We start from the raw sequence: 23,753 nt of genomic DNA on the forward strand, positions 1-23,753 counted from the left end.
ATTTCGCCGGTCCACGGTCACGCCCTCGCGGGGGTGTGCCCGGGACCGGCGTTTTTGGTCGCCCGCCCTTCCCTTCACCGCAGTACAGGAGCCCAAGATGTTCGAGGCCGTCGACGAACTCGTCGCCGAGCACGCCGATCTGGAGACGAAGCTCGCCGACCCATCGGTCCACGCCGACCAGGCGAACGCGCGCAAGCTGAACAAGCGCTACGCCGAGCTGACCCCGATCGTCGCCACGTACCGCTCCTGGAAGCAGGCCGGCGACGACATCGAGACCGCGCGCGAGTTCGCGGCCGACGACCCCGACTTCGCGGCCGAGGTCAAGGACCTGGAGAAGCAGCGCGAGGAACTCACGGAGAAGCTCCGCTTCCTGCTGATCCCGCGCGACCCGAGTGACGACAAGGACGTCATTCTGGAGATCAAGGCGGGCGCGGGCGGCGACGAGTCGGCCCTGTTCGCCGGCGACCTGCTGCGCATGTACCTGCGCTACGCCGAGCGCGTCGGCTGGAAGACCGAGATCATCGACGCCACCGAGTCCGAGCTGGGCGGCTACAAGGACGTCCAGGTCGCGGTGAAGGCCCGCGGCCAGCTCGAACCCGGCCAGGGCGTGTGGGCCCGGCTGAAGTACGAGGGCGGTGTGCACCGCGTGCAGCGGGTGCCGGCGACCGAGTCGCAGGGCCGTATCCACACCTCCGCCGCCGGTGTCCTCGTGACCCCGGAAGCCGAGGAGGTGGACGTGGAGATCAACCCGAACGACCTCCGCATCGACGTGTACCGCTCCTCCGGCCCGGGCGGCCAGTCGGTCAACACCACCGACTCCGCGGTGCGCATCACGCACCTCCCGACCGGGGTCGTGGCCTCCTGCCAGAACGAGAAGAGCCAGCTGCAGAACAAGGAGCAGGCGCTGCGTATCCTGCGCTCCAGGCTGCTCGCCATGGCGCAGGAGGAGGCCGAGCGGGAGGCCGCCGACGCCCGCCGCAGCCAGGTCCGCACGGTGGACCGCTCCGAGAAGATCCGCACCTACAACTTCCCGGAGAACCGCATCTCGGACCACCGCGTCGGCTTCAAGGCGTACAACCTGGACCAGGTCCTGGACGGCGACCTCGACGCGGTCATCCAGGCCTGCGTCGACGCCGACTCGGCGGCGAAGCTGGCCGCGGCGTAAGACACGTACGAGCACGACACGGAGGACTCGCGTGAACCTGCTGCTCGCGGAGGTGGCCCAGGCCACCCAGCGGCTGGCCGACGCCGGCGTGCCCTCGCCGCGTACCGACGCGGAGGAGCTCGCCGCGTTCGTGCACGGCGTGAAGCGCGGCGCACTGCACTCCGTGAAGGACTCGGACTTCGACGCCCGGTACTGGGAGGTCATCGCCCGGCGTGAGCAGCGCGAGCCGCTGCAGCACATCACCGGGCGGGCCTACTTCCGATACCTGGAACTCCAGGTGGGGCCGGGCGTGTTCGTGCCGCGGCCGGAGACCGAGTCCGTGGTCGGCTGGGCCATAGACGCCGTACGGGCCATGGACGTCGTCGAGCCGTGCATCGTCGATCTGTGCACCGGCTCCGGCGCCATCGCGCTCGCCCTCGCCCAGGAGGTCCCGCGCTCGCGCGTGCACGCCGTGGAGCTGTCCGAGGACGCCCTGGTGTGGACGCGGAAGAACGTCGCGGGGTCCAGGGTCGATCTGCGCCAGGGGGACGCCCTGACGGCCTTCCCCGACCTCGACGGGCAGGTCGACCTGGTGATCTCCAACCCGCCGTACATCCCGCTCACGGAGTGGGAGTACGTGGCGCCCGAGGCCCGCGACTACGACCCCGAGATGGCGCTGTTCTCCGGCGAGGACGGCCTCGACCTGATCCGCGGCATCGAACGCACCGCACACCGTCTGCTGCGCCCCGGCGGGGTCGTCGTGATCGAGCACGCCGACACCCAGGGCGGCCAGGTGCCGTGGATCTTCACCGAGGAGCGGGGCTGGGCCGACGCGGCCGACCACCCCGACCTCAACAAGCGCCCCCGGTTCGCGACCGCCCGCAAGGCGCTGCCGTGAGCACCCCGACATCAGTCCTTTTCGAAGTTCAGCAGTACGTGTACGAGGAGGCCCGCTAGACATGGCACGGCGATACGACACCAACGACGCGACCGACCGCGTGACGGGTCTGCGTGAAGCCGCGTCCGCGGTCCGCCGGGGCGAGCTGGTGGTGCTCCCGACCGACACGGTGTACGGCATCGGCGCCGACGCGTTCTCCTCGGAGGCGGTCGCCGACCTGCTCGCCGCCAAGGGCCGGGGCCGCAATATGCCCACCCCTGTCCTCATCGGCTCCCCGAACACCCTGCACGGCCTCGTCACGGACTTCTCCGAGCTGGCCTGGGAACTGGTCGACGCGTTCTGGCCGGGCGCCCTGACCCTCGTCGCCAAGCACCAGCCGTCCCTGCAGTGGGACCTCGGCGACACCCGCGGCACGGTGGCCGTCCGCATGCCCCTGCACCCCGTCGCCATCGAGCTGCTCACCGAGGTCGGCCCCATGGCCGTGTCCTCCGCCAACCTCACCGGCCACCCGGCGCCGGAGAACTGCGACGCCGCGCAGGAGATGCTCGGCGACTCCGTCTCCGTCTACCTCGACGGCGGCCCCACCCCGGCCAACGTGCCGTCCTCCATCGTGGACGTCAGCGGCCCGGTGCCGGTGCTGCTGCGCGAGGGCGCGCTCTCCCCGGAGGAGCTGCGCAAGGTCGTACCCGACCTCGAGGTGGCGAATTGACGGCCCCTGAAGCGGGGCGTGGCATAGGCATAGGGGAGCGTGTCGCGGAGCAGACGACGACGTTCGGCTTTCCGCGCGACACCTTCCGCATCCTCCACGTCAGCACCGGCAATGTGTGCCGCTCGCCCATCACCGAGCGGCTGACCCGCCATTTCGTGGCGGAGCGGCTCGGCGTGCTCGGCGGCGGGCTGATCGTGGAGAGCGCGGGAACCTGGGGCCACGAGGGCGCGCCGATGGAGGCCAACGCGGAGACCGTGCTGGCCGACTTCGGCGCGGACGCCTCCGGCTTCTTCGGACGGGAGCTGCTGGACGAGCACGTGATCAGGGCCGACCTGGTGCTCACCGCCACCCGCGACCACCGCGCGCAGGTCATCTCCATGGGCCATTCGGCGGGCCTGCGCACCTTCACCCTGAAGGAGTTCACCCGGCTGGTCCGGGCGATAGATCCGGCCACCCTGCCGCCCCTGGACGACGGCGTTGTCATGCGCGCCCGAGCCCTGGTGCGTGCGGCGGCGGCTCTACGCGGGTGGCTGCTGGCCCCCACCGCGGAGGCGGACGAGGTCCACGACCCGTACGGGGCGCCCCTGACGTTCTTCCGGTCGATCGGGGACGAGATACACCAGGCGCTGGACCCGGTGGTGACGGCGCTGACCGGGGTGGCGGCGCGGACGTGAGCGCCCCGTAAAGAGCTGCAATACCGGGCATACCGCACATCCCCGGCCTACATTGGGAACACGTCACCGTCGACCGCCCGGGAGCCCGCCATGTCGGTCACCCATACCCTCGAGACCGACGTCCTGCGGCGGCAGGACCCGGCGATGGCCGAGATCCTGCTCGCGGAACTGGACCGGCAGTCCACCACCCTGCAGCTGATCGCCGCCGAGAACTTCTGCTCGCCGGCCGTGCTCGCCGCCCTCGGCTCCGCCCTCGCCAACAAGTACGCCGAAGGCTATCCAGGCGCCCGGCACCACGGCGGCTGCGAGATCGTGGACCTCGCCGAACGCGCCGCCATCGACCGGGCCAGGGAGCTGTTCGGCGCCGAGCACGCCAACGTCCAGTCCCACTCCGGCTCCTCGGCCGTCCTGGCCGCCTACGCCGCCCTGCTGCGCCCCGGCGACACCGTCCTCGCCCTCGGCCTGCACTACGGCGGTCATCTCACCCACGGCTCGCCCGCGAACTTCTCCGGCCGCTGGTTCGACTTCGTCGGGTACGGCGTGGACGCGGAGACCGGCCTTATCGATCACGACCAGGTGCGTCACCTCGCCCGCAACCACCGTCCGAAGGCGATCGTGTGCGGCTCGATCGCCTATCCCCGGCACATCGACTACGCCTTCTTCCGCGAGGTCGCCGACGAGGTCGGGGCCTATCTGATCGCCGACGCCGCGCACCCCATCGGGCTGGTCGCCGGCGGCGCGGCGCCGAACCCGGTGCCCTACGCCGACATCGTGTGCGCGACCACCCACAAGGTGCTGCGCGGTCCGCGCGGCGGGATGATCCTGTGCGGGAGCGAACTGGCCGAACGCGTCGACCGTGCGGTGTTCCCCTTCACCCAGGGCGGCGCACAGATGCACACGATCGCCGCGAAGGCCGTCGCGTTCGGCGAGGCGGCGACACCGGCCTTCGCCGTGTACGCCCATCAGGTGGTCGCCAACGCACGGGTCCTCGCCGGTCACCTGGCCGCCGAGGGCCTCACGGTCACCACCGGCGGCACGGACACCCATCTGATCACCGCTGACCCGGCCCCGCTGGGCGTGGACGGCCGCAGCGCGCGCGGCCGGCTCGCCGCCGCCGGGATCGTCCTGGACTGCTGCGCGCTGCCGCACGGCGACGGCCGCGGCCTGCGCCTGGGCACGGCCGCGGTGACCACGCAGGGCATGGGAGAGCCGGAGATGGTGCGGATCGCCGCGCTGATGGCGGCCGTGCTGCGCGGCGCGACCGAGCCGGCCGCGGCACGGGACGAGGTGCGCTCTCTCACAGGTGCCTTTCCGCCGTATCCGGCCTGAACGGGGGTAGGCGATGCCCCGTACACCCCGGTGTGCGCCGTGGTTCACAGCCGGGCGTGCAACCATCGTGGCTACCCGGAAGTCCCCATCCATATACGTCCATCGCTAGGGTGTGGGGCTGTGATGGCCAGCGAGACCCGTGGGGAAGCCTGTGCGTGAATACCTGCTGACGCTCTGCATCACGGCCGCGGTGACGTATCTGCTGACAGGGCCGGTACGGAAGTTCGCGATCGTGGCCGGGGCGATGCCGGAGATCCGGGCGCGTGACGTGCACCGGGAACCCACTCCGCGCCTCGGCGGTATCGCCATGTTCTTCGGACTGTGCGCGGGCCTGCTGGTCGCGGACCATCTGACCAACCTCAACGAGGTCTTCGCGAAGTCGAACGAGCCGCGGGCCCTGCTCTCCGGGGCGGCCCTGATCTGGCTGATCGGCGTCCTGGACGACAAGTTCGAGATCGACGCGCTGATCAAGCTGGGCGGCCAGATGATCGCCGCGGGCGTGATGGTCGTCCAGGGTCTCACCATCCTGTGGCTGCCGATCCCCGGCGTCGGCAACGTGGCGCTGACCCAGTGGCAGGGCACGCTGCTGACCGTGGCGCTCGTCGTCATCACGATCAACGCGGTGAACTTCGTGGACGGCCTGGACGGTCTCGCGGCCGGCATGGTCTGCATCGCGGCGGCCGCGTTCTTCCTGTACTCGTACCGGATCTGGTACTCGTACGGCATCGAGGCCGCCGCCCCGGCGACCCTGTTCGCGGCGATCCTGATGGGCATGTGCCTGGGCTTCCTGCCGCACAACATGCACCCCGCGCGGATCTTCATGGGCGACTCCGGCTCCATGCTGATCGGCCTGGTGCTGGCGGCGGGTGCGATCTCGATCACCGGTCAGCTGGACCCGGACGCGCTGGGCCTGTACGTGGGTTCCGAGAGGGCCGCGGTGCACGCGACGGTCCCGGTCTACATCCCCCTCCTCCTCCCGCTGACAATCATCGCCGTACCGGCCGCCGACCTGGTGCTGGCCATCGTGCGCCGTACCTGGCGCGGCCAGTCGCCGTTCGCCGCGGACCGCGGGCATCTGCACCACCGGCTGCTGGAGATCGGCCATTCGCACAGCCGGGCGGTGCTGATCATGTACTTCTGGTCGGCGCTGATCGGCTTCGGCGCGCTGGCGTACTCGGTCAACTCGGCCTCGATGTGGATCGTGCTCGGCGTGGTGTTCCTCAGCGCGGTCGGTCTGGTCCTGCTGCTGCTCCCGCGCTTCACGCCGCGGGTGCCGGTGTGGGCACAGCGCTTCGTGCCGCCGCGCTACCGGCTGCTCCGCCGTGCTGCCGCGGCCGCCGCGGCAGGCGAGGCCGAGGAGCCGCAGGAGGTGCACGAGGCCCCGGAACGGGCTCCCGTCACCGCCGGGGTCTCGGGTGTCAACGGAGCGACCGCGATCGGCGCTCGTTCGCGTTTCCTTGACCGGGGCTGACCCGCGCAAGGTAAGAATCTGACTAGAGCATTGCCAACTCGTGGGGGAGCATAGTCCCCCAATACCAGACAAGTGGGCCCGGTTTTTGCACAGACGCGCGCCGTCAGTCTCATGTGTGACAGTAAGCACACGTGACGGGTAAAGACCTCATCAAATAGTTTGTGATACGGTTCACGAGAACCCCGGAGAGAACCGAAGGACCGTAGTGCGACGGTCCATTGGTGTGAGGTCTCGATCACTCAGCCCGGGACTACGCTCGTCCATGACGACACCCTGCCCCCTGTGAAAGCGGAGTTGCCGCCATGCCGTCCAATGACGCCCGGAACCTTCTGCAGATCGCTGTGCCCGCAGCAGCTGCAGGCGCGATCGCCGTCGCCGTGAGCGCCGCGGTCGCGGGGGGCAAGGGTGCGCTCGGTGCGGCCGTCGGCACGGTACTGGCCGTCCTGTTCATGGGAATCGGCCTCTACGTGCTGCAGTGGACGGCAAAAACTCTCCCGCAGCTCTTCCAGGCGATGGGCCTCATGCTCTACATGGCCCAGCTGCTGCTCCTCTTCATCTTCGTCGCCGTCTTCAAAGGCACCTCCCTCTTCAACGGCAAGGCGTTCGCCGTGGGGATCGTGGTCACGACCGTCGCGTGGATGGCCGCGCAGGCCCGCGCGCACCTGAAGGCCAAGATCTTCTACATCGACCCCGACTCCGCGAAGAGCGACAAGTCCGAGAAGACAGGGCCGTCGTCGTGAGGGGTAGGGGCGGGATAAAGGCCTGTGAGATCTCCTGCTATCGTCCGGTGCCAACTGCGGCATCGCGGGCGCGGGCATCTGAGCTGACGCCTGCTCGATCGCGAGGCTCGATGCCCCCCAGCCGCCCCCACATCCGTAACACCAGTCCGGTGCCGATCCGCGGCCGCGCGCCGCGCCGACACAACGAGGTTGCCGTACCCATGCGTCACGCCGAAGGAGCCCGCGGTGAGTGCTGACCAGACCCAGCTCGCCTTTGACTGGAGTTGTCGGATCATGTCCGACAATGGGTGTGGCTTCCCGGCTCCGGGCCTGCACTCGTTCCTGTTCAAGCCGATCGCCACGGTCGGGGGCTTCGACTTCAACAAGGTGATGCTGCTCGCGCTCATCACCACCGCGCTCGTCGTCGGCTTCTTCTGGTCCGCCTTCGGCAACGCCAAGGTCGTCCCGGGCAAGCTGCAGATGATCGGCGAGGCCGGCTACGACTTCGTGCGCCGCGGCATCGTGTACGAGACCCTCGGCAAGCGCGAGGGCGAGAAGTGGGTGCCGTTCATGGTCTCCCTCTTCTTCTTCGTCTGGATCATGAACGTCTGGTCCGTGGTCCCGCTGGCGCAGTTCCCGGTCGCCTCGATCATCGCCTACCCGATGGTGCTGGCCGTGATCGTCTGGATCCTCTGGGTCGGGCTGACCTTCAAGCGACACGGTTTCGTCGGCTTCTTCAAGAACGTGACCGGCTACGACAAGTCGCTCGGCGCGGTGCTCCCGCTGGTCATGCTCATCGAGTTCTTCTCGAACCTGCTGGTCCGCCCGTTCACGCACGCGGTGCGACTCTTCGCCAACATGTTCGCCGGTCACCTGATGCTGGTGATGTTCACCGTCGCCTCCTGGTACCTGCTGAACAGCTGGATGATCCCGGCCGCCGGCGTCTCCTTCGTGATGACGATGGCCATGATCTGCTTCGAGCTTTTCGTCCAGGCCGTCCAGGCGTACGTCTTCGTACTGCTGGCCTGCTCCTACGTTCAGGGCGCTCTCGCCGAGCACCACTGAGCCGCCCCCACCCCCAGGTCGTCCGGTGGCCAACCCCCACCGGTCCGTAAAGAAAAGGAAGATTCAGCATGGCTGCCACTGAGACCCTCGCCGCTGTCTCCGGTTCCATCGGTTCCGTCGGTTACGGCCTCTCGGCCATCGGCCCCGGCATCGGCGTCGGCATCATCTTCGGCAACGGCACCCAGGCGCTCGCCCGTCAGCCCGAGGCCGCGGGTCTGATCCGCGCCAACCAGATCCTCGGCTTCGCCTTCTGTGAGGCGCTCGCCCTGATCGGCATCGTCATGCCGTTCGTGTTCGGTGTGAAGTAAAGACTTCCCTCACCGACACGTATCGACGAAAGGCACTGATGTGATCGCCAACCTGGTACAGCTGGCGGCTCCGGAGAAGGGCGGGAACCCGCTCATTCCCGAGGGCCCCGAGCTGCTCGTCGGCACCATCGCCTTCGCCATCGTGTTCTTCTTCTTCTGGAAGAAGCTGCTTCCGAACATCAACAAGGTTCTGGAGGAGCGTCGCGCGGCGATCGAAGGCGGCATCGAAGAGGCCGACGCCATGAAGGTGGAGGCCCAGAGCGTCCTTGAGCAGTACAAGGCCCAGCTCGCCGAGGCCCGGCACGAGGCCGCGCGCCTGCGCCAGGAGGCGCAGGAGCAGGGTGCCGCCCTCATCGCCGAGATGCGGGCCGAGGGCCAGCGGCAGCGCGAGGAGATCGTCACCGCAGGTCACGCCCAGATCGAGGCCGACCGCAAGGCCGCCGCGCAGACGCTGCGTCAGGACGTCGGCAGGCTCGCCACCGAACTGGCCGGCAAGCTCGTCGGCGAGTCCCTCGAGGACCACGCCCGGCAGAGCCGTGTGATCGACCGCTTCCTCGACGAGCTCGAGGAGAAGGCCGAGGCCACGCGATGAACGGAGCGAGCCGCGAGGCCCTGGCAGCCGCACGTGAGCGTCTCGACGCGCTGACGGACTCCACGTCCGTCGACGCCGCTTCGCTCGCCGACGAGCTGGCGGCCGTCACCGCGCTGCTCGACCGCGAGGCCGGCCTGCGCCGGGTCCTCACCGACCCGGCGCAGCCCGCAGAGGCCAAGGCGGAGCTGGTCCAGCGTCTGCTCGGTGCCCAGGTCAGCGGCGCGACCGCCGACCTGGTGGCCGGGATGGCGCGCTCCCGCTGGTCGCAGCCCCGCGACCTGGTGGACGCGCTGGAGGAGCTGGCGAGCATCGCCGACCTCACGGCCGCGGAGAGGACGGGCACCCTCGACGACGTCGAGGACGAGCTGTTCCGGTTCGGCCGGATCGTCTCCTCCAGCACCGAGCTGCGCGCCGCGCTGACCGACCGCGCCGCCGGCACGGCGGCCAAGACGGAGCTGCTGCACCGGCTGCTCGGCGGACGGGCCAAGCCGGTCACCGAGCGTCTGGTGGTGCGCCTTGTGACCGCGCCGCGTGGACGTAGCCTGGAAGCGGGACTGGAGTCCATGTCCAAGCTGGCCGCCGAGCGCCGGGACCGCATGGTCGCCGTCGTCACCTCGGCGGTGCCGCTGAGCGACGGCCAGAAGCAGCGCCTCGGCGCCGCCCTCGCCAAGCTCTACGGCCGTCGGATGCACCTCAACCTGGACGTGGACCCCGAGGTCATCGGCGGTATCCGGGTGCAGGTCGGTGACGAGGTCATCAACGGCTCCCTCGCGGACCGGCTGGATGACGCCGCCCGCCGCATGGCGAGCTAGCAGCAACTCGATATTTCGAGAAAAGCAGTACGTACTTACGGCCCTGGTTGGGCCGTGCAGAGGATTCCTGGGGGTCGCCCCCAGACCCCCCAAGTGAAACTTCGGGCCCAACAAGGAGAGCAGGGAACCCAGATGGCGGAGCTCACGATCCGGCCGGAGGAGATCCGGGACGCGCTGGAGAACTTTGTCCAGTCGTACAAGCCGGACGCGGCCTCGCGCGAGGAGGTCGGTACGGTCACCCTTGCCGGCGACGGCATCGCGAAGATCGAGGGTCTTCCCTCGGCCATGGCCAACGAACTGCTGAAGTTCGAGGACGGCACCCTCGGCCTCGCCCTCAACCTCGAGGAGCGCGAGATCGGTGCCATCGTCCTCGGTGAGTTCAGCGGCATCGAGGAGGGTCAGCCGGTGCAGCGCACCGGTGAGGTCCTCTCCGTCGCGGTCGGCGAGGGCTACCTCGGCCGTGTCGTCGACCCGCTCGGCAACCCGATCGACGGCCTCGGCGAGATCGAGACCGACAGCCGCCGTGCGCTTGAGCTGCAGGCCCCCACGGTCATGCAGCGCAAGTCGGTGCACGAGCCGATGGAGACGGGCTACAAGGCCGTCGACGCGATGACCCCGATCGGCCGCGGTCAGCGTCAGCTGATCATCGGTGACCGCCAGACCGGCAAGACCGCCCTGGCCGTCGACACGATCATCAACCAGCGCGACAACTGGCGCACCGGCGACCCCAAGAAGCAGGTCCGCTGCATCTACGTCGCCATCGGCCAGAAGGGCTCCACCATCGCCGGCGTGCGCCGCGCGCTGGAGGAGAACGGCGCCCTGGAGTACACGACCATCGTCGCCGCCCCGGCGTCCGACCCGGCCGGCTTCAAGTACCTGGCGCCGTACACCGGTTCGGCCATCGGCCAGCACTGGATGTACCAGGGCAAGCACGTCCTGATCATCTTCGACGACCTCTCGAAGCAGGCCGACGCCTACCGCGCCGTGTCCCTGCTGCTGCGCCGCCCGCCGGGCCGTGAGGCCTACCCGGGTGACGTCTTCTACCTGCACTCCCGGCTGCTGGAGCGCTGCGCCAAGCTCTCCGACGACATGGGTGCCGGTTCGATGACCGGTCTGCCGATCGTCGAGACCAAGGCCAACGACGTCTCGGCGTTCATCCCGACCAACGTCATCTCCATCACCGACGGCCAGTGCTTCCTGGAGTCGGACCTGTTCAACGCCGGTCAGCGCCCCGCGCTGAACGTCGGTATCTCCGTCTCCCGAGTCGGTGGTTCCGCGCAGCACAAGGCGATGCGCCAGGTCTCCGGCCGGCTCCGTGTCGACCTCGCCCAGTTCCGTGAGCTGGAGGCGTTCGCCGCCTTCGGTTCCGACCTGGACGCGGCCTCGAAGGCGCAGCTGGAGCGCGGTTCGCGCATGGTCGAGCTGCTGAAGCAGGACCAGTACCAGCCGATGGCCACCGAGGACCAGGTCGTCTCCGTCTGGGCCGGCACCAACGGCCGTATGGACGACGTGCCGGTCGCCGACATCCGCCGCTTCGAGAAGGAACTGATCGACTTCCTGCACCGGAAGCACCAGGGCCTGATGACCTCCATCAAGGAGGGCGCCAAGATGTCCGACGACACGATCCAGGCGATCGACGACGCGGTGGCCGAGTTCAAGAAGCAGTTCGAGACCTCGGACGGCAAGCTGCTCGGCGAGGACGTCCCTGCCGCTGCCGCCAAGTGACGTAAGGAAGGGACCTGACTCATGGGAGCCCAGCTCCGGGTCTACAAGCGTCGCATCCGATCCGTCAGCGCGACCAAGAAGATCACCAAGGCGATGGAGATGATCGCCGCCTCGCGCGTCGTCAAGGCGCAGCGCAAGGTGGCGGCCTCCACGCCGTACGCGACCGAGCTGACGCGCGCGGTCACGGCGGTCGGCACCGGCTCGAACACCAAGCACCCGCTCACCACGGAGGCGGAGAACCCGACCCGTGCCGCGGTCCTGCTCCTCACGAGCGACCGCGGTCTGGCCGGCGCCTTCAACTCCAACGCCATCAAGACGGCGGAGCAGCTGACCGAGCGCCTGGAGCGCGAGGGCAAGCAGGTCGACACGTACATCGTCGGCCGGCGCGGTGTCGCCCACTACAACTTCCGTGAGCGCAAGATCGCGGAGTCGTGGACGGGCTTCACGGACGAGCCGTCGTACGCGGACGCCAAGAAGGTCGCGGCGCCCCTGATCGAGGCCATCGAGAAGGACACGGCTCAGGGTGGTGTGGACGAACTCCACATCGTCTTCACCGAGTTCGTCTCGATGATGACGCAGACGGCGCTGGACGCCCGGCTGCTGCCGCTGCGCCTCGAAGAGGTCGCCGAGGAGGCTCACCCCAAGGGGGAGATCCTCCCGCTGTACGACTTCGAGCCCTCGGCGGAGGACGTCCTCGACGCCCTGCTGCCGCGCTACGTGGAGAGCCGTATCTACAACGCGCTGCTCCAGTCGGCCGCTTCGAAGCACGCCGCCACGCGGCGCGCGATGAAGTCGGCCACCGACAACGCCGGTGAGCTCATCGAGAACCTCACCCGGCTTGCCAACGCGGCCCGCCAGGCCGAAATCACCCAGGAAATCAGCGAGATCGTCGGTGGCGCGAGCGCCCTGGCCGACGCGACCGCGGGGAGTGACCGATAAATGACCACCACTGTTGAGACCGCGACGGCTACGGGCCGCGTCGCCCGGGTCATCGGCCCGGTCGTCGACGTGGAGTTCCCCGTCGACGCGATGCCGGACATCTACCAGGCCCTGCACGTCGAGGTCGCCGACCCGGCCAACGCGGGCGAGAAGAAGACGCTGACCCTGGAGGTCGCCCAGCACCTGGGTGACGGCCTGGTCCGCGCGATCTCCATGCAGCCCACCGACGGTCTGGTCCGCCAGGCCCCGGTCGTCGACACCGGCGCGCCGATCTCGGTGCCGGTCGGCGACTTCACCAAGGGCAAGGTGTTCAACACCCTCGGTGAGGTGCTGAACGTCGACGAGACCTACGACGGCGAGCGCTGGCCGATCCACCGCAAGGCCCCGAACTTCGACGAGCTCGAGTCCAAGACCGAGATGTTCGAGACGGGCGTCAAGGTCATCGACCTGCTCACCCCGTACGTCAAGGGCGGCAAGATCGGCCTGTTCGGCGGCGCCGGCGTCGGCAAGACGGTGCTCATCCAGGAGATGATCTACCGTGTCGCCAACAACCACGAGGGTGTCTCCGTGTTCGCCGGTGTCGGTGAGCGCACCCGTGAGGGCAACGACCTCATCGAGGAGATGACCGACTCGGGCGTCATCGACAAGACCGCGCTGGTCTTCGGCCAGATGGACGAGCCCCCGGGCACCCGTCTGCGCGTCGCGCTGGCCGGCCTGACCATGGCCGAGTACTTCCGTGACGTCCAGAAGCAGGACGTGCTGTTCTTCATCGACAACATCTTCCGCTTCACGCAGGCCGGTTCCGAGGTCTCCACGCTGCTCGGCCGTATGCCGTCCGCGGTGGGTTACCAGCCGAACCTGGCCGACGAGATGGGCATCCTGCAGGAGCGCATCACCTCGACCCGCGGTCACTCGATCACCTCGATGCAGGCGATCTACGTCCCCGCCGACGACCTGACCGACCCGGCCCCGGCGACCACCTTCGCCCACCTCGACGCGACGACGGTGCTGTCCCGTCCGATCTCCGAGAAGGGCATCTACCCGGCCGTGGACCCGCTGGACTCGACGTCCCGGATCCTGGACCCGCGCTACATCGCGCAGGACCACTACAGCGCGGCCATGCGCGTGAAGAACATCCTGCAGAAGTACAAGGACCTGCAGGACATCATCGCGATCCTCGGTATCGACGAGCTCGGCGAGGAGGACAAGCTCGTCGTCCACCGTGCCCGTCGCGTGGAGCGCTTCCTGTCCCAGAACACCCACGTCGCCAAGCAGTTCACCGGCGTGGACGGTTCGGACGTGCCGCTGGACGAGACGATCGCCGCGTTCAACGCGATCTGCGACGGCGAGTACGACCACTTCCCGGAGCAGGCGTTCTTCATGTGCGGTGGTCTTGAGGACCTCAAGGCCAACGCCAAGGAGCTGGGCGTCTCCTGAACTCCCTGAGTTCGTCCGAGGGGGCGGGTGCGTCCCGCCCCCTCATCCACGCCCACTAGAATTGACCCCAACACCCGGCGCCCCTGCCGGGTGGTGACCCGAGGAGCCACCCTTGGCTGCTGAGCTGCACGTCGAGCTGGTCGCCGCCGACCGCCAGGTCTGGTCCGGCGAGGCCACCCTGGTCGTCGCGCGCACCACGTCCGGCGACATCGGCGTCATGCCCGGTCACCAGCCGCTGCTCGGTGTGCTGGAGTCGGGCCCGGTGACCATCCGTACGAGTGACGGTGGAACGGTCGTCGCCGCGGTGCACGGCGGTTTCATCTCGTTCGCGGACAACAAGCTGTCCCTGCTGGCCGAGATCGCCGAGCTGTCGGACGAGATCGATGTCCAGCGCACGGAGCGGGAGCTGGAGCGTGCGAAGGCGGAGGGCGACGCCGCCGCCGAGCGCCGCGCAGACGTCCGCCTGCGTGCGGCGGCGGCGCGCTGAACCAGCCGCGCGGTACGTTGACGTCACTCAGCCGCGGCCGGCCCGGAGCAATCCGGTGCCGGTCGCGGCTGAGGCAGATGTGGGTGTTTTTCCGGTTTCATTACTCAGTGACAGAAGCAGTTCCCCTACCTAGGAGACGAGGAGGTCGGTGCCGATGGTCCTCGCTCTGACTGTGTGCGGGATCGTGGTCGCGCTCGTGGTGGTGGGACTGTTCCTGTTCGGGCTGCGCCGCAGGCTCATCCAGCGCTCCGGCGGCACCTTCGACTGTTCCCTGCGCTGGGACGTGGCCGAGAAACCGGACGCGGGCGGCAAGGGCTGGTCCTACGGCGTCGCCCGCTACAACGGCGACCGCATCGAGTGGTACCGCGTCTTCTCCTACGCCTTCCGCCCGCGCCGCACCCTGGAGCGCGCCGCCATCGAGGTGGCCGGCCGCCGGCTGCCCGAGGGCGAGGAGGAACTGGCGCTGCTCTCCGACGCGGTGGTCCTCGCCTGTACCCATCGGGGCACCCGCCTCGAACTCGCCATGAGCGAAGACGCGCTGACCGGATTCCTCGCGTGGCTGGAGGCAGCCCCGCCCGGTCAGCGAGTGAATGTGGCGTAGCCACATTCACTCTCCCCCGGACGAAGTCCGGGGGAGAGTCAACGTCGCTTAGTGGGTCTTTCTACAGATTGCTGCTGATGGCGTTCACCAGCTCACCGTCGCTGGTGTCGCCGCTGAACTCCCAGAAGAACGCGCCGCCGAGCCCCTGGGACTTGGCCCAGCTCATCTTGCCGGCGATGGTCGACGGGGTGTCGTACGACCACCAGTTGCTGCCGCAGTGCGCGTACGCCGTGCCCGCGACGGTGCCGGTGACCGGGCAGGACGTCTTGAGCACCTTGTAGTCCTCGATGCCCTGCTCGTACGTGCCCGCAGCCGGACCCGTGGCCGTCCCGCCCGGAGCGTCCTGAGTGACACCGGTCCAGCCGCGGCCGTAGAACCCGATGCCGATGAGCAGCTTGCTCGCGGGGACGCCGATGGACTTGTACTTGGCGATCGCGTCGGCGGTGGTGAAGCCCGCCTTCGGGATGCCGCTGTACGAGGTGAGCGGGGAGTGCGGGGCGGTCGGGCCCTGTGCGTCCCAGGCGCCGAAGAAGTCGTACGACATCACGTTGTACCAGTTGACGTAGCTCGCGGCGCCCGCGTAGTCGGCGGCCTCGATCTTGCCGCCGGAGGAGCCGTCGGCGGTGACCGCGGCGGTGACCAGCTTGCTCGAACCGAACTTGGCGCGCAGCGCGGCCATCACGTTCTTGAAGGCCGCCGCCCCGCTGGTGTCACAGGACAGGCCGCAGGCGTTCGGGTACTCCCAGTCGATGTCGATGCCGTCGAAGACATCGGCCCAGCGCGGGTCCTCGACCAGGTTGTAGCAGGAGTCGGCGAACGCGGTCGGGTTGGCCGCGGCCTGGGCGAAGCCGCCGGACCAGGTCCAGCCGCCGAAGGACCACAGCACCTTGATGTTCGGGTACTTGGCCTTCAGCTCGCGCAGCTGGTTGAAGTTGCCGCGCAGCGGCTGGTCCCAGGTGTCGGCGACGCCGCTGACCGACTGGTCGGCGGTGAACGCCTTGTCGTAGTCGGCGTAGGAGTCGCCGATCGCGCACTGGCCGTTGGTCACGTTGCCGAAGGCGTAGTTGATGTGCGTGATCTTCGCGGCCGAGCCGGACGTCACCAGGTTCTTGACGTTGTAGTTGCGGCCGTAGATGCCCCACTCGGTGAAATAGCCGAGTTTGACCTTGTCGCCGGTGGTCGGGGGAGTGGTGGTGCCGCCGGTGGTGTGCACCTTGACCGCGCCGCTGACCGGGCCGGTCTGGTCGGCGGTGTCGCGGGCCTGCACGGTGTAGGAGTAGTCGGTGCCGGCGCTCAGCCCGCTGTCCGTGTACGACGTGGTCGTCACGGTGCCGACGACCTTGCCGTCGCGCAGCACGTCGTAGTTCTTGATGCCCTTGTCGTCGGTGGCCGCGCCCCAGCTGAGCTGCACCGAGGTGTCGGTGACGTTCGAGGCGGTGGGCGTGCCGGGGGCGCTCGGGGCGGCGTCGCCGGGGACGGTCGTACCGTCACAACTGTCGCCGTTCAGCTTGCAGTTCGTCGGCGAACCCGGTCCTGCGCCGTTGAAGCCGAAGGAGACCGAGGCGCCGGGGGCGATGGTCCCGTCGTAGGACTTGTTCTTGGCGGTCCAGTGGGTGCCGGAGCTGGTGACGTCCGCGTCCCAGGCGGAGGTGACGGACGTGCCGGAGGGGAAGTCCCACTCGACGGTCCAGGAACTGATGCTGGAGGAACCGGTGTTCTTGATGGTCCACTGGCCGCCGAAGCCGGTTCCCCAGTCGCTGGTCTTGGTGAAGCTCGCCGTGGCGTTGGTCGCGGCCTGGGCGGGGCTCGCGAGACCGACGAGGCCGGCCAGGGGGAGCAGCAGGGTCGCGAACCCTGCCGCGGCTCTGTGTCTGAAGCGCATGCTGCGCCTCCTCGATATGGAGGAATGTTCGGGAGTGCCAGGGGCATGACTGAGCCATCACGCCCACGGTGCTGCGAGAGTAGAAAGGTCTGGACCACGGGTCAATAGGTCTGGACCAATTCGCTCCGCAGTGCCGCTGGATCCCCAACTCCTGTGCCGGCAAGGCCGCTTGGACCCGGCTGCGCAGCCCCAGCTTGGCCAGCAGCCGGCTGACGTGCGTCTTCACCGTGCCCTCCGCCATCCGCAGCCGCTCGGCGATCTCGGCGTTCGACAGTCCCTGGCCGACACAGGACAGCACCTCCCGCTCATCGCGCCACAGGGCGGCCGGTACGACCCGCCGAGCACGGGCAACAGCCCGGTGATCCGGGGGATGCGGCGGGCGGAGGACGGGGTGCCGTACAGGACGGCCGAGTACACCAGATCGGTGTACAGCACGATCGTGACGACACTGCCCTGGGTCACCGTGTCCAGGGTCAGCGCGAGCGTGCCGACCGCGAGACCGATGCGCGGCCGGGTGCGGTGCAGCGGCTCGCACGCGGCCGTCACCGCCAGCGGCACCAACGGCGCCCAGGGCGCCGCCCACTGCACGATGGGGTCGGAGGGCACCCGCGGATGGATCCCGAACAGCCACAGCAGCACGCCGCCGAGCGGCCCGCCCACGGCGATCCGCACGTCGTCGCGGTGGGGGCGGGGGAATGAGAGGGGCCAACACGGGGGCTGCACCCTTCGCGTGAGCCGGGAGAATGGTCCCGGAGTACATCGAAGGTCGCAGGCGTACACCGAGACGGTGTAGCCGCCCCGCCCCCGCCCACCCTGCCGCCCGCCCGGCGTGGGGTCGTACGCTGACCGGCGACGAGGAGGGGTGCATGACGGACACGGCGGGCTCCGGTGCGGTGCTGGTCGTCGACGACGACGCGGCGATCCGGCGCTCGCTGGAGCGCGGACTCAGGCTGAGCGGCTTCGCGGTGCGGACCGCCGCCGACGGCCCCGAGGCGCTGGCGGCGATCCGGGACACGCCGCCCGATGTGCTGGTGCTCGACGTGTCGATGCCGGGCATGAGCGGCATCGAGGTGTGCACCCGGCTGCGCGACGGCGGCCGCGACCTGCCCGTGCTGATGCTCTCCGCCCTGGACGAGACCGCCGACCGGATCGCCGGGCTCCAGGCCGGCGGCGACGACTACCTGGTCAAGCCGTTCGCCCTGCAGGAACTGGTGCTGCGGCTGCGCGCCCTGCTGCGCCGCCGCCCGCCCACCGGCCGCGCGGAGCTGCGGGTCGCGGGCCTGGTGATCGACCCGGACGCCCGCACCGCCGAGCGGGACGGCAGGCACCTGGACCTCACCCGGCGCGAGTTCGAACTGCTGGAGGTGCTCGCCCGCAACGCCGGACTCGTCCTCACCCGCGACCAGCTCCTGGAACGGGTGTGGGGCTACGACTTCGACGTGCGCACCGACGCCGTCGACACCTTCGTCAGCTATCTGCGGCGCAAACTGGAGGCGGACGGCGGCGGCCGGCTGATTCACACCGTGCGGGGCGTCGGCTTCGTGCTCAGGGAACCGCGGGACACACCGTGAGACTCACCACCCGTATCGCCCTCGCCGTCGGCTGCACCGTCCCGCTGCTCGTGCTCGCCGCCGGCTGGCTGCTGCTGCACCTGGTCGCCCGGGACCTGCACCGGGCCGAGGACCAGCACCTGCGGCAACGCGCGGTGGCCCTCGCCCCGGACGCCCGGGCGCTGCTGCGGGCCTCGGCGAACGGCCGCCCCAAGGCCGCCGATACCCGGGAGCGGCAACTGTTCACGGCGGCCCTCGACGTCGGCGTACGGCTCGTCGGGACGGACAGCACCTTCGGCGGCGGTCCCCAGCCCGGCCCCGCCGTGGCCCTGCCCGACCGGTCCGCCGGCTTCGCCACCGTCCGCGCCGACGGGCGCAGTTGGCGGGCCCTGGCCCGGCCGGTGCGGACCGCCACCGCCTCCGGCACGCTGTGGCTCTTCTCGCCCGACACCGCCGACCGCACCCAGGTCCGGCTCGTCCGCAACCGGGTGCTCCTCACCGCGGTGCTCGCCGCACCCCTGTCCGGTCTGCTCGCCTGGGGCCTGGCCGCCGGGGCGAGCGCGCCCCTGAGCCGCCTCACCCGCCGCACCGCGGGCCTCGACCCGCGCACCAGCGCCACCCGGCTGCCCGCGGAGCGCACCGGGGTGCGCGAGGTCGACGAACTGGCCACGACCCTCAGAACCGTCCTCGCCCGCTACGACGAACAGGCCGCCCGCACCGGCCAGGCCCTGGACACCGCCCGCTCCTTCTCCTCGGCGGCCGCGCATGAACTGCGCACCCCGCTGATGAGCATGGGCACCAACCTCGACATCCTCACCGACCACCCCGACCTGCCGGCGCCGGAGCGCGCCGAGGTCCTCGCCGACCTGCACCGCGAACACGCCCGGCTGCTCGGCCTCCTGGTGATGCTGCGGGACCTGGGGCGCGCGGACCTGGTGGAGGCCGACGCGTTCCGGCCCGTCGACCTGCCCGACCTCGCCGACGCCGCTGTGGCCGAGGCCCGGCGCCGCGCCCCGGACGCCGACATCACCCTCGACACGGCACCCGGAGTCACCGTGCACGGCTGGGAACCCGGCCTGCGCCTGCTGCTGGACAACCTGCTCGGCAACGCCCTCGTCCACGGTCGCGACTCACAGGGCCGGGCACGGGTGCGGGTCGGCGTGACCGGCAGCGCGGGCCAGGTCCTCGTCACGGTCGACGACCACGGCCCCGGGGTACCGTCCGACGCCCGCGCGAGGATCTTCGAGCGGTTCCAGCGGGGCCCGGACAGCGTCGGCTCCGGGCTCGGCCTCACCCTCGTCGCCCAGCAGGCGGCCCTGCACCGGGGGAGCGTCACGGTCACGGACGGGCCGGACGGGTGCGGCGCGCGCTTCGAGGTACGGCTGCCCGCGCAGGGCGGCGGGGCGCCCGCGGACGGCGGCGCGCTGCCCGGCCGGCGGGACTGGCTGATCGGCACAGCCGGGGCGAACCGGTCACAGAGTTTTCCCAAAGACCGCTCCTAGCCTCCGTCCCGTCGGACGGCGACCTGTCCGTCCGGAAAGGGGCCGGACGGACCACCGGGCCGTCCGGGAAGGGAACGGAGAGCAGGATGAACGCACGACGACGTACCCGCACGCTGCTCGCGGGCGGGGCGATGGCGGCCGTACTGGCGGTGGCGGGCACCACCGGGGCCGCGGCGGCCGACAGCACCCCGAAGCCGGGCCCCACCGGCGACGGGGCGCACGCCCTGTGCAAGCGGGTGCCCAAGATCGACCGCCGGATCCAGCGGGCCCTGAAGCGGCTGGACGCGGGGGCCGGCACCCGTGGCTCGGTGGCCCGGCTGGAGCAGCGCGTGGACAACGCGAAGAAGGCGGGTCACACCCAGATCGCCACCTTCCTCCAGGACCGGCTGGACTTCCGCAAGTCGCTGGTGACCAATCTGGAGCAGCGCCAGAAGGACCTGAACGGCGTCCGGACCTGGTGCCAGGACAACAACGGCGGGAAGGCGGGGAGTTGATGCGCGCGCCGTGGCCGGCGCTGCCGGCGGTCGCCCTTCTGGTGACGCTCACCGCGGGCTGCGCCCACCACGCCGGGGCGTCCCCCGACACCCCGGCGGTGTCCGGCACACCCGCCGCCGCGCCTTCGGGGTACGCCGAGATGCAGAAGAAGGTGGACGCGGCCGAGTCCGCGGCCGCCGCGGCCGACCGGGACGCGACGAGCGACGCGGACAAGTGACGCGTAGGGGTCCCGGGGCGTGCGGCGTCCTCAGCGCTCCCCGCCCGGGACCCACAGCACGTCCCCGACGTCCTTGTTGGCGATACGGGCCAGGATGAACAGCAGGTCGGACAGCCGGTTGAGGTAGGTGGCGGTGAGCGGGTTCATCGTGTCGCCGTGCGCCTCCAGGGCCGTCCAGGTCGAGCGCTCGGCGCGGCGCACGACCGTGCAGGCCTGGTGCAGCAGGGCCGCGCCCGGGGTGCCGCCGGGCAGGATGAAGGAGCGGAGCTTCTCCAGCTGCTCGTTGAAGCGGTCGCAGTCCGCCTCCAGCTTGTCGATGTAGAACTGCTCCACCCTGAGCGGCGGGAACTCCGGGTTCTCCACCACCGGCGTCGACAGGTCCGCACCCACGTCGAACAGATCGTTCTGGACGCGCACGAGGACCTTGACGACCTCCGCGTCCAGGCCGCCCAGCGCGATCGCGGTGCCGATCACCGCGTTGGCCTCGTTGGCGTCGGCGTAGGCCGAGATCCGGAGGTCGGTCTTGGCGACCCGGCTCATGTCACCGAGTGCGGTGGTGCCCTTGTCGCCGGTCCTGGTGTAGATACGCGTCAGATTGACCATGCGGCCAGCGTAGTTACGCTCCGGCCGTCCGGAACACTCGTGTGCCCACCGTCACCGCCAGTGCCGCGAAACCGACGGCGACGAGGACGCCGTAGAGCATGTGCGCGCTCGTGTAGTGCCCGACGTACGCGTCACGCACCGCGTCCACCAGGTAGCGGAACGGCACGAAGTGCGACAGCACGTTCAGCCAGGTGGGCGCGAGCGTCATCGGGAGCATCAGGCCGGACAGCAGCATCGACGGCATCGACACCATGTTGATCAGCGGGCCGAACTCCTGCGGGGTGCGGACCTTCATGCCGAGCGCGTACGACAGCGAGGCCAGCGACACCGTGAGCAGGGCGACGAACGCGAAGCCGATCAGGATGCCGGCGAGCGGCGCGCGCAGCCCCATCACCAGCGCGGCCAGCACCAGCAGCACCGCCTGGAAGACGAAGACCGTGGCGTCGCGCAGCACCCGGCCGAGGAGGAGGGCGAGCCGGCTGACGGAGGTCACCCGCGTCCGCTCCACCACCCCCTGCCCCTTCTCGACGATGATCGTGAAACCAAGACGGCGCCGCTGGCCACCGGAGAGCGCGCCGGCCTTCCGGTCGAGGAGGCCGGCGCCGCCGCCGACGACCCGCTGCCGGACCTGATGGCCGGTCAGGTCTGCTGGATCCATCAGACGGTCTTCGTCACCATCGGCCGCGAGATGATGGCCGGCCGCAAACCGGCCGAAGTCTCCCGAGAGGTACTCGCCCTCCTCGACGACATCGAGGACCTGTTGAGCGACCGCGTCCTGAACTACGCCGTACGCGGCAGGGCCTGAGCGCGCCGCCGGACGGCGCCAACCGTCACGGACCCGCGAGGATTTGCGCTCCGGCCGGCGAGGCCGGAATCCTGTCGGATCCGCCGGCTCGAGGGCCGCCGAGCCCGTCGAACGAGACGTGACCGGTGTCTCAGCGTCTGAGACCGTGACACGCGTTACTAACCGCTCACACAGCGCCGCCAGAGCGCTATGGTCCGCCGGAGAAGCAGACTTGGAGCGCGTTCAAGGGAGTCGGAGTGGCACGGAAGCTCGCCGTCATCGGGGCCGGTCTCATGGGGTCCGGGATCGCTCAGGTCGCCGCGCAGGCGGGCTGGGACGTCGTCCTGCGGGACGTCACCGACGAGGCACTGAAGCGTGGCACCGACGGCATCAAGGCCTCGTACGACAAGTTCGTGAGCAAGGGGAAGCTGGAGGCCACCGCCGCCGAAGCCTCCCTGGCCCGCATCACCGCGACCACCGACCTGGACGCCGCCGCCGACGCCGACGTCGTCGTCGAGGCCGTCTTCGAGAAGCTGGAGGTCAAGCACGAGATCTTCCGCACGCTCGACAAGCTCGTGCGCGAGGACACCGTGCTCGCCTCCAACACCTCCGCCATCCCGATCACCAAGATCGCGGCGGCCACCGAGCACCCCGAGCGGGTCGTCGGCGTCCACTTCTTCTCGCCGGTGCCGATGATGCAGCTCGTCGAGCTGGTCCGCGGCTACAAGACCAGCGACGAAACCCTCGCCACCGCACGGGAGTTCGCCGAGTCCGTCGGCAAGACCTGCATCGTCGTCAACCGGGACGTGGCCGGCTTCGTGACCACCCGGCTCATCTCCGCCCTCGTGGTGGAGGCGACCAAGCTCTACGAGTCCGGCGTCGCCACCGCCGAGGACATCGACCTCGCCTGCAAGCTGGGCTTCGGCCACGCCATGGGCCCGCTCGCCACCGCCGACCTCACCGGCGTCGACATCCTGCTGCACGCCACCAGCAACATCTACACCGAGTCCCAGGACGAGAAGTTCGCCCCGCCGGAGCTGATGCGCCGGATGGTGGACGCCGGTGACATCGGCCGCAAGAGCGGGCAGGGCTTCTACAAGTACTGAGCACCTTCCGTACGGACATCCGCCGGACATCACCCCCGGGAGTTCACTCCCAGGGGTGAATTCGGTATCGGTTCGCTTACAAACAGCAACCGCACCACCACTCACACAGTCAGACGTTGCAACGTCACGGAGTACGCCAACCGCACTCAACGGGGAGCGCATATGTACATCAGGGGCGACCACGCCGAGCTGGTCGTCGGGGGCCGCCTCGACGTCCGCAGCGCGGCGGACGCCCGTACGGCCCTGCACTCGGCCGTCGACACCGGAGTCGGCGACCTGGTGCTCGACCTGTCCGAACTGGACTCCTGGGACGCCACCGGACTCGGGGTGATCATGGGCGCCCACCGGCGGGCCGGCCGCTGCGGTCGCCGTCTGGTGCTGCGCGGTGTCCCGCCGCAGATGCAGCGCCTGCTGGTGGCCACCCGGCTGCACCGCATCCTCGCCATCGAGGGCGGCCTCGGGGTCGAGTCGCAGCCCCGGGTGTGAGACGCGTACGAGTCTGAGCCGGACGCAGACCGCTGCGGCCGCTGAGACCCGGACACAGCCGCCGAAGCGCACGACGCGGGCAATCCTCACCGGACTGTGATGTCTTGGACCGCACGGCACCCCGCCCTGTCGGAGATACTGAGCGAAGGTTTAGGGTTCGGTCGCCCGCCGCCTCGCAACCCTCGACCGAGCGGGTCCGGACCAGAAGCGACAGCGCG

At 69.8% G+C, this 23,753-nt stretch carries 24 protein-coding genes and 3 pseudogenes; 23 read left to right on the forward strand and 4 right to left on the reverse strand.

Translation table 11 applies throughout. The features are described from left to right. The first annotated feature begins 97 nt into the window (after window positions 1-97). The 16 genes from prfA (at window position 98) to ACWCQS_RS16825 (ending at window position 14,910) form a co-directional block, all read left to right on the forward strand. Window positions 98-1,165 carry a peptide chain release factor 1 gene (gene prfA / locus ACWCQS_RS16750; RefSeq protein WP_450981265.1) on the forward strand — a complete coding sequence of 356 codons (1,068 nt, stop codon included), beginning with the start codon at window positions 98-100 and terminating at the stop codon, window positions 1,163-1,165. A gap of 31 nt (window positions 1,166-1,196) precedes the next feature. Beyond that, window positions 1,197-2,042 carry a peptide chain release factor N(5)-glutamine methyltransferase gene (gene prmC / locus ACWCQS_RS16755; RefSeq protein ID WP_351799915.1) on the forward strand — a complete coding sequence of 282 codons (846 nt, stop codon included), beginning with the start codon at window positions 1,197-1,199 and terminating at the stop codon, window positions 2,040-2,042. 61 nt (window positions 2,043-2,103) lie between these two features. Continuing rightward, window positions 2,104-2,751 (forward strand): L-threonylcarbamoyladenylate synthase, encoded by a 648-nt coding sequence (locus tag ACWCQS_RS16760; protein ID WP_388620874.1) that lies wholly within the window; start codon window positions 2,104-2,106, stop codon window positions 2,749-2,751. Then, window positions 2,748-3,425, forward strand: a complete 678-nt coding sequence (locus ACWCQS_RS16765; protein WP_388620876.1) for an arsenate reductase/protein-tyrosine-phosphatase family protein — start codon at window positions 2,748-2,750, stop codon at window positions 3,423-3,425. Before ACWCQS_RS16760 ends, ACWCQS_RS16765 begins: the two co-directional genes overlap by 4 nt. 90 nt (window positions 3,426-3,515) lie before the next feature. After that, complete coding sequence (locus ACWCQS_RS16770; protein ID WP_451005116.1) at window positions 3,516-4,754, forward strand: serine hydroxymethyltransferase; 1,239 nt, start codon at window positions 3,516-3,518, stop codon at window positions 4,752-4,754. 151 nt (window positions 4,755-4,905) lie between these two features. Next, on the forward strand, window positions 4,906-6,225 hold the full coding sequence (locus ACWCQS_RS16775) for an MraY family glycosyltransferase (RefSeq protein ID WP_451005117.1): 1,320 nt from the start codon (window positions 4,906-4,908) through the stop codon (window positions 6,223-6,225). A gap of 302 nt (window positions 6,226-6,527) precedes the next feature. Then, entirely contained in the window at window positions 6,528-6,965 is a 438-nt protein-coding gene (locus tag ACWCQS_RS16780) for a hypothetical protein (protein ID WP_451005118.1), read from the forward strand. Window positions 6,966-7,238: 273 nt separating this feature from the next. Then, a complete protein-coding gene (gene atpB, locus ACWCQS_RS16785) occupies window positions 7,239-8,009 on the forward strand; it encodes a F0F1 ATP synthase subunit A (protein WP_388620883.1) in 771 nt (256 codons plus the stop codon). A 68-nt stretch (window positions 8,010-8,077) separates the two neighbouring features. Next, window positions 8,078-8,317 carry an ATP synthase subunit c family protein gene (locus ACWCQS_RS16790; protein WP_003992984.1) on the forward strand — a complete coding sequence of 80 codons (240 nt, stop codon included), beginning with the start codon at window positions 8,078-8,080 and terminating at the stop codon, window positions 8,315-8,317. Between the two features lie 40 nt (window positions 8,318-8,357). Beyond that, window positions 8,358-8,909 (forward strand): F0F1 ATP synthase subunit B, encoded by a 552-nt coding sequence (locus ACWCQS_RS16795; RefSeq protein ID WP_451005119.1) that lies wholly within the window; start codon window positions 8,358-8,360, stop codon window positions 8,907-8,909. After that, window positions 8,906-9,721 carry a F0F1 ATP synthase subunit delta gene (locus ACWCQS_RS16800; RefSeq protein WP_451005120.1) on the forward strand — a complete coding sequence of 272 codons (816 nt, stop codon included), beginning with the start codon at window positions 8,906-8,908 and terminating at the stop codon, window positions 9,719-9,721. Before ACWCQS_RS16795 ends, ACWCQS_RS16800 begins: the two co-directional genes overlap by 4 nt. A gap of 132 nt (window positions 9,722-9,853) precedes the next feature. Then, window positions 9,854-11,446, forward strand: a complete 1,593-nt coding sequence (gene atpA, locus ACWCQS_RS16805) for a F0F1 ATP synthase subunit alpha (RefSeq protein WP_450981272.1) — start codon at window positions 9,854-9,856, stop codon at window positions 11,444-11,446. Window positions 11,447-11,467: 21 nt separating this feature from the next. Beyond that, window positions 11,468-12,385 carry a F0F1 ATP synthase subunit gamma gene (locus tag ACWCQS_RS16810; RefSeq protein WP_451005121.1) on the forward strand — a complete coding sequence of 306 codons (918 nt, stop codon included), beginning with the start codon at window positions 11,468-11,470 and terminating at the stop codon, window positions 12,383-12,385. Continuing rightward, window positions 12,386-13,822: a F0F1 ATP synthase subunit beta gene (atpD, locus tag ACWCQS_RS16815; protein ID WP_451005122.1), complete on the forward strand. Its 1,437-nt coding sequence runs from the start codon at window positions 12,386-12,388 to the stop codon at window positions 13,820-13,822. A gap of 112 nt (window positions 13,823-13,934) precedes the next feature. Continuing rightward, a complete protein-coding gene (locus ACWCQS_RS16820) occupies window positions 13,935-14,309 on the forward strand; it encodes a F0F1 ATP synthase subunit epsilon (protein ID WP_031171909.1) in 375 nt (124 codons plus the stop codon). Between the two features lie 154 nt (window positions 14,310-14,463). Continuing rightward, window positions 14,464-14,910 carry a DUF2550 domain-containing protein gene (locus ACWCQS_RS16825; RefSeq protein WP_351215662.1) on the forward strand — a complete coding sequence of 149 codons (447 nt, stop codon included), beginning with the start codon at window positions 14,464-14,466 and terminating at the stop codon, window positions 14,908-14,910. 61 nt (window positions 14,911-14,971) lie between these two features. Here the strand turns inward: ACWCQS_RS16825 and ACWCQS_RS16830 are convergent, their stop codons facing one another. Next, window positions 14,972-16,792: a glycosyl hydrolase family 18 protein gene (locus ACWCQS_RS16830; protein ID WP_451005123.1), complete on the reverse strand. Its 1,821-nt coding sequence runs from the start codon at window positions 16,790-16,792 to the stop codon at window positions 14,972-14,974. Between the two features lie 139 nt (window positions 16,793-16,931). Beyond that, window positions 16,932-17,123: pseudogene (locus ACWCQS_RS16835) on the reverse strand (response regulator transcription factor); the annotation flags it as partial. A gap of 535 nt (window positions 17,124-17,658) precedes the next feature. Here ACWCQS_RS16835 and ACWCQS_RS16840 point away from each other — a divergent pair. The 4 genes from ACWCQS_RS16840 to ACWCQS_RS16855 all read left to right on the forward strand — a co-directional run bounded on the left by ACWCQS_RS16840 (window position 17,659) and on the right by ACWCQS_RS16855 (window position 20,556). Next, window positions 17,659-18,363, forward strand: a complete 705-nt coding sequence (locus ACWCQS_RS16840) for a response regulator transcription factor (protein ID WP_451005124.1) — start codon at window positions 17,659-17,661, stop codon at window positions 18,361-18,363. Next, window positions 18,360-19,844 (forward strand): ATP-binding protein, encoded by a 1,485-nt coding sequence (locus tag ACWCQS_RS16845; protein WP_451005125.1) that lies wholly within the window; start codon window positions 18,360-18,362, stop codon window positions 19,842-19,844. The genes ACWCQS_RS16840 and ACWCQS_RS16845 overlap by 4 nt, the downstream gene beginning before the upstream one ends. Window positions 19,845-19,930: 86 nt before the next feature. After that, complete coding sequence (locus ACWCQS_RS16850; RefSeq protein WP_451005126.1) at window positions 19,931-20,338, forward strand: hypothetical protein; 408 nt, start codon at window positions 19,931-19,933, stop codon at window positions 20,336-20,338. After that, window positions 20,338-20,556 carry a hypothetical protein gene (locus ACWCQS_RS16855; protein ID WP_451005127.1) on the forward strand — a complete coding sequence of 73 codons (219 nt, stop codon included), beginning with the start codon at window positions 20,338-20,340 and terminating at the stop codon, window positions 20,554-20,556. The genes ACWCQS_RS16850 and ACWCQS_RS16855 overlap by 1 nt, the downstream gene beginning before the upstream one ends. Before the next feature lie 30 nt (window positions 20,557-20,586). Here the strand turns inward: ACWCQS_RS16855 and ACWCQS_RS16860 are convergent, their stop codons facing one another. Continuing rightward, window positions 20,587-21,159: a cob(I)yrinic acid a,c-diamide adenosyltransferase gene (locus tag ACWCQS_RS16860; protein WP_388620904.1), complete on the reverse strand. Its 573-nt coding sequence runs from the start codon at window positions 21,157-21,159 to the stop codon at window positions 20,587-20,589. Between the two features lie 13 nt (window positions 21,160-21,172). Further along, a pseudogene (locus tag ACWCQS_RS16865) lies at window positions 21,173-21,703 on the reverse strand (ABC transporter permease); the annotation flags it as partial. 45 nt (window positions 21,704-21,748) lie between these two features. On the opposite strand from ACWCQS_RS16865, the pseudogene ACWCQS_RS16870 reads away from it, so the two are divergent. The 3 genes and pseudogenes from ACWCQS_RS16870 to ACWCQS_RS16880 all read left to right on the forward strand — a co-directional run. Then, a pseudogene (locus tag ACWCQS_RS16870) lies at window positions 21,749-21,964 on the forward strand (TetR/AcrR family transcriptional regulator); the annotation flags it as partial. A 236-nt stretch (window positions 21,965-22,200) separates the two neighbouring features. Beyond that, on the forward strand, window positions 22,201-23,049 hold the full coding sequence (locus ACWCQS_RS16875; protein ID WP_451005128.1) for a 3-hydroxyacyl-CoA dehydrogenase family protein: 849 nt from the start codon (window positions 22,201-22,203) through the stop codon (window positions 23,047-23,049). Window positions 23,050-23,211: 162 nt separating this feature from the next. Then, complete coding sequence (locus ACWCQS_RS16880) at window positions 23,212-23,535, forward strand: STAS domain-containing protein (protein WP_451005129.1); 324 nt, start codon at window positions 23,212-23,214, stop codon at window positions 23,533-23,535. Window positions 23,536-23,753: the final 218 nt, after the last annotated feature.

This window comes from Streptomyces sp. NPDC002076, assembly GCF_053593835.1.

Bases quoted from the DNA above. Each gene is read 5' to 3' on its own strand.
- ACWCQS_RS16800 (WP_451005120.1), top strand. From the start codon at position 8,906: ATGAACGGAGCGAGCCGCGAGGCCCTGGCAGCCGCACGTGAGCGTCTC.
- ACWCQS_RS16880 (WP_451005129.1), top strand. From the start codon at position 23,212: ATGTACATCAGGGGCGACCACGCCGAGCTGGTCGTCGGGGGCCGCCTC.
- ACWCQS_RS16850 (WP_451005126.1), top strand. From the start codon at position 19,931: ATGAACGCACGACGACGTACCCGCACGCTGCTCGCGGGCGGGGCGATG.
- ACWCQS_RS16840 (WP_451005124.1), top strand. From the start codon at position 17,659: ATGACGGACACGGCGGGCTCCGGTGCGGTGCTGGTCGTCGACGACGAC.
- ACWCQS_RS16760 (WP_388620874.1), top strand. From the start codon at position 2,104: ATGGCACGGCGATACGACACCAACGACGCGACCGACCGCGTGACGGGT.
- atpB (WP_388620883.1), top strand. From the start codon at position 7,239: ATGTCCGACAATGGGTGTGGCTTCCCGGCTCCGGGCCTGCACTCGTTC.
- atpA (WP_450981272.1), top strand. From the start codon at position 9,854: ATGGCGGAGCTCACGATCCGGCCGGAGGAGATCCGGGACGCGCTGGAG.
- ACWCQS_RS16770 (WP_451005116.1), top strand. From the start codon at position 3,516: ATGTCGGTCACCCATACCCTCGAGACCGACGTCCTGCGGCGGCAGGAC.
- ACWCQS_RS16830 (WP_451005123.1), bottom strand. From the start codon at position 16,792: ATGCGCTTCAGACACAGAGCCGCGGCAGGGTTCGCGACCCTGCTGCTC.
- prfA (WP_450981265.1), top strand. From the start codon at position 98: ATGTTCGAGGCCGTCGACGAACTCGTCGCCGAGCACGCCGATCTGGAG.
- ACWCQS_RS16810 (WP_451005121.1), top strand. From the start codon at position 11,468: ATGGGAGCCCAGCTCCGGGTCTACAAGCGTCGCATCCGATCCGTCAGC.
- ACWCQS_RS16825 (WP_351215662.1), top strand. From the start codon at position 14,464: ATGGTCCTCGCTCTGACTGTGTGCGGGATCGTGGTCGCGCTCGTGGTG.
- ACWCQS_RS16780 (WP_451005118.1), top strand. From the start codon at position 6,528: ATGCCGTCCAATGACGCCCGGAACCTTCTGCAGATCGCTGTGCCCGCA.
- ACWCQS_RS16790 (WP_003992984.1), top strand. From the start codon at position 8,078: ATGGCTGCCACTGAGACCCTCGCCGCTGTCTCCGGTTCCATCGGTTCC.
- atpD (WP_451005122.1), top strand. From the start codon at position 12,386: ATGACCACCACTGTTGAGACCGCGACGGCTACGGGCCGCGTCGCCCGG.
- ACWCQS_RS16855 (WP_451005127.1), top strand. From the start codon at position 20,338: ATGCGCGCGCCGTGGCCGGCGCTGCCGGCGGTCGCCCTTCTGGTGACG.
- ACWCQS_RS16860 (WP_388620904.1), bottom strand. From the start codon at position 21,159: ATGGTCAATCTGACGCGTATCTACACCAGGACCGGCGACAAGGGCACC.